The organism is Pinirhizobacter sp., from assembly GCF_035317885.1.
Taxonomy (GTDB): Bacteria; Pseudomonadota; Gammaproteobacteria; order Xanthomonadales; family Rhodanobacteraceae; genus Pinirhizobacter.
In genome coordinates this window covers 1-3,860 of sequence record NZ_DATHFX010000487.1, presented here as the reverse complement: position 1 = coordinate 3,860, position 3,860 = coordinate 1, and the positions used below count along the sequence as shown (strand labels likewise).

4 protein-coding genes are annotated in these 3,860 nt (G+C 67.1%); 1 reads left to right on the top strand and 3 read right to left on the bottom strand.

Annotated features, from left to right (window positions below):
- From VK519_RS16040 to VK519_RS16030, 3 genes are all read right to left on the bottom strand, one after another.
- Positions 1-451: TRAM domain-containing protein (locus VK519_RS16040; protein ID WP_324351400.1), on the bottom strand; the 451-nt coding region annotated here is incomplete at its 3' end.
- A gap of 80 nt (positions 452-531) precedes the next feature.
- Complete coding sequence (locus VK519_RS16035) at positions 532-1,128, bottom strand: DUF1318 domain-containing protein (protein WP_324351398.1); 597 nt, start codon at positions 1,126-1,128, stop codon at positions 532-534.
- A gap of 19 nt (positions 1,129-1,147) precedes the next feature.
- Positions 1,148-3,088, bottom strand: a complete 1,941-nt coding sequence (locus VK519_RS16030) for a hypothetical protein (RefSeq protein ID WP_324351396.1) — start codon at positions 3,086-3,088, stop codon at positions 1,148-1,150.
- A gap of 119 nt (positions 3,089-3,207) precedes the next feature.
- On the opposite strand from VK519_RS16030, the gene VK519_RS16025 reads away from it, so the two are divergent.
- The coding region (locus tag VK519_RS16025) for a response regulator (RefSeq protein ID WP_324351394.1) at positions 3,208-3,860 on the top strand (653 nt) is incomplete at its 3' end.

Here is a 3,860-nt window from a genome sequence, read left to right as displayed (position 1 = left end):
CGAAGCGCGGGTTGGATTCCTCGCGGAAACCCACCAGCACGCGTTCCTTCTTCGCAACATGGCGCACCGAGAAACGGCCCTTGCGGCGATAACCCCAGGCTTCGTCGGCAAGTGGCGGCAACCACTGCCCGGGTTCGACCTTGCCGATGCGCTGGAAGTTGTCGGCCAGCACCTGCTGCTTCATCGTGATCTGCGCGGTCGGCTGCATGTGCTGAAGGCTGCAGCCGCTGCAGGCAGCGACATGGATGCAACGCGGCTCGGTGCGGTCGGGTGAGCGGGTGATAATTTCGACAACGTCAGCTTCGTCGTAATTGCGGTGGCGCTTGCGCAAGCGCAGGCGCACCGTTTCGCCTGCAAGCGCACCGGCGACGAAGACGGCCTTGCCGTCGATGCGGGCAACGCCGCGGCCATCGTGGCCGACGTTGACGATGGTGGTCTCGAACTCTGTCATTGCTTCTTCAATACGGGCCCTGGCATCTGGAAACCAGCGGCCGGAAGGTTAAGGGCTAAGGCTAAGGAAACGGGCGACGGCTATTTTCGGTGCCATTGGCCCGCGGCGTCACGATAATACCAGCCGGCGGGAGCACGCTCGATCCAGCCCCGGGCGAAAGTGGCACGCACCTGCCCTTCCCACTCGGGATGGCCGTTGGCATTGGCCACTTCCCGGTACAACGCGGCGCGGTCGCGGTTGTCCTCGGCGACCCAGGCGCTGGCCTGGGCGCGCTGTGCCAGCGCAATGGCATTGGCGTCGCGTACGGCCAGGTCGCCCTCGGCGGCAAGGCCCACGGCGCCGCTGTCCAGCATGGCCTTCAGGCCGCCGCGCAGGCGGGCCTTCATGCGCTCACCGATGGCCTGGGTGGTGGCCGTCTGCACGCGGATATCGGGGGTGTCGGCGGCATAGGCGGCCGGGATAAGCAGATCCAGCACGCTGGCTGACGGTTGCACGGCGCTCTTGTCCGTGGCGGGCGCGGCCGGCTTTGGCGGAGCCTGCGTATCTTCCAGGATATTGCCGATGAACTGGTCGGCGGCCTTCTGCGCGGCCGCCTCGGGAAAGTACACGTTGATGGTGACGCAGCCGGCCACGGCCAGGACGAGGGCCAGGATGGCGCCGGTGAACGTTCTGCGCATGCGCTTTGCTCCGGTGGGATCAGTCGATGACCGGGCCGCCGCCGTGGATGGCCACCTGCAGCCGCCGTACCAGGGTGGGCCAGTCCACCTGCGACTGGTGGCCGACGATGGTCAGGCGCGGCAGGCCGCTGCCCTCGACGATAGTGTAGCCCTCTGCTGGAGGACGGCCATCGGCCAGGCCCGTCATGCGGCAGACATCGCCATGCAGTTCACAGCCCAGCGCCAGGCGGCGGTAGCTGAAGTTTTGGAAAAGCTTCATCACCTTGCCTTGCAATCCGCCGGCGACGACACCGCCGCCGACAGACGTGAGGTTGTCCACCGCACGCTGGCTTATCTTGCCGCCGCTGTCGGCGTGCAGTTGCGCGGTAAACGCGGCAGGCTGCCAGCCGACCATGCGCAGGCCATCGACGGCACCGTCCATGCGCCCGGTGATGTTGCCGAAGTCGAACACGCCGGTGACCAGGGCAAGGTCGAGCTGGCGCAGGGCGACATCCGCGGTAAGCACCGGCGTGCTGCCGAACGGCTGCTGCAAGGCCAGGCGGGTGACGTCGACGAATCCATCGAAAACATTGATCGAAAGGCCGCCGGCAAGCTCCAGGCGGTCGCCGTCGTAACGCAACGATGGCACCGCGCCGGCCAGCGTGCCGTGGAATTCAGGCCAACCCAGCGCCCGGGAAAGCGCGGCCATGTCGACCTGCGTAAGTACCAGCGACGCGGTGGAGGGCTTGCCCGGCTGCCACGTTGCCGCACGAACCGACAGCGTGCCGTCCAGCACCGGTACCTGCAGTGGCCGGGCCAGGCCAAGTACGCCGTGCTCGGTCTGCCAATGACCCACGGCCGCGCCGTTGGGAATGCGCCAGACATCGAGCGACGACCAGCCCAGGGTGGTCGCCGGGCGCGTCTGCCCGGCAGCCCAGTCCAGGCCCCCGCGCAGGCCTTTCACGCCGAGCTGGCCATCGGCCAGGGCGACGTCCATGTGCTGGGTGTCGAAGCGGAACGAGCGCAATCCCGACGGAGCCAGTGACAGCGCCCCCTGCAGCGAACCGCCGATGCTGATCGCCGGGAAGCCCAGCCAGGCACTCAGGCCTTTTCCATAACGATCGTAGGCCGCGGGGAAATGCGCCTGGATATCATCAAGTTGCAAATCCATGGCCTTGCCCGGTCCGAAGCTGGCCGAACCGTCCAGCGTCAACGCATCGGGGTCCACCAGGTGCAGGCGGCGCAACTGGGTACTGCCGGCGGCCTGCTCCAGGTCGGCCGACAGCAGCACCGGATGGCTGGGTAATTCAGCGTAGAGATCGCCAAGCAACAGCTTGCCACCACGAAGACTGCCATCCAGTCCCAGGCGCGCGGCACGGCCGGTGGTATCCACGCTGATGCGGCTGGTGGCGGCAAGATTGTCGGCGGCGAGGCGGCCGCCGGGCGCGTCGAAGCCTATGCCTGCCATGTCGAACTGGCCGGCCGCCTGCAGGCCGTCGTCGCGCAGGTCGACCGCAAGGCTCGCATTGATGCTACCCGTCTTCGGCTGCACGGCAGTGGCGGCAAGCCATCCTTTGAGCCATGCCGCTGGAAGGCTTTCCAGGTCGATCTGCAGGTGCGTGGGCTGGTCCAGTGGCATGGCCAGGGCACCGCGCGCGGCACCCTGGGCAATCGTCGCCTGCAGGGTATTGGCGGCCTCGTCCCACTGCACCCGCAGGCGCGCGTCGCCCAGGGCGCCACCGGGAGCACGGGCGATCTTCAGGGACGTATCGAGCACCAGCCGGCCGGCGGCATCGCGCTGGAAACTGCCTTCGCAGGCCAGGCCAACCTTCCGCCAGCCAAGCGCCTGGATATTGGCCTCCTGGCTTTGCACGCGCACGCGGAGGCCTCCGCCGGGCTCGTTTTCAGCCCACACTGACAGGCCGGCCAGGTCGATTCCGGGCACGCTTAGGTGGTCCGCCACCAGTTGGATGCCTGCCATGGCTGGCATCGGACACCCCACAAGCATTACAAAGACCATCCAATTGAGAATTCGCGCGATTGATCCAGGCCTCATGTCCACCCATTCTGCCAAAGCCAGCTGAACGATACGGATCGTTGATGCCAGAGACGCAAACCGCCACATCGGCGCGTGCGCAGCCCCAGCAAGGGCTGCGGGTGCTGGTGGCCGACGACGACCCCACCACGCTCGACTTCTGTCGTGCGGCGCTCGAGGGGCTGCGTTGCCACGTCACCGCGTGCATCAGCCACTCCGAAGCGGTACGCCAGGCCACGGCCCATCGCTTCGACCTCCTGCTGCTCGATTGCCGCATGCCCGGCGGCGGTGCAGCCAGCATCATGCATGCGCTGCTGCATGATCCGAATGCAGCTTCCGCCCGCTCGCCGGCGATCGCCACCACGGCGGGTGCGGATGCTGCCACGCGGCAGCATATGCGCCAACTCGGCTTCGTCGAATTGCTCGGCAAGCCTTTCGAGGTGGCGCAGCTGCGCGCCCTGCTCAACCGCTTCGGCCGTTACCCGGCACTGATCCTGGACGATGCCGAAGCCATTGCCAGCAGTGGCGATGCGACGATCACTCGCGCGCTGCGCGCGCTCCTGCGCGATGAACTGGCCCAGCTGGCGCAGGAATTCGACACCCTGGTGCTGGACATCGACGCCTTCGCCGACCTGCTGCACCGGTTGCGCTCGGCCTGCGGTTTTTGCGGCGCCATGCAACTGCAGCACCTGACGATCGACCTGCAACGGACGATCCG

Coding starts and splice junctions, on each gene's coding strand:
- VK519_RS16030 (WP_324351396.1), bottom strand. CDS start 3,088: ATGGCAGGCATCCAACTGGTGGCGGACCACCTAAGCGTGCCCGGAATC.
- VK519_RS16035 (WP_324351398.1), bottom strand. CDS start 1,128: ATGCGCAGAACGTTCACCGGCGCCATCCTGGCCCTCGTCCTGGCCGTG.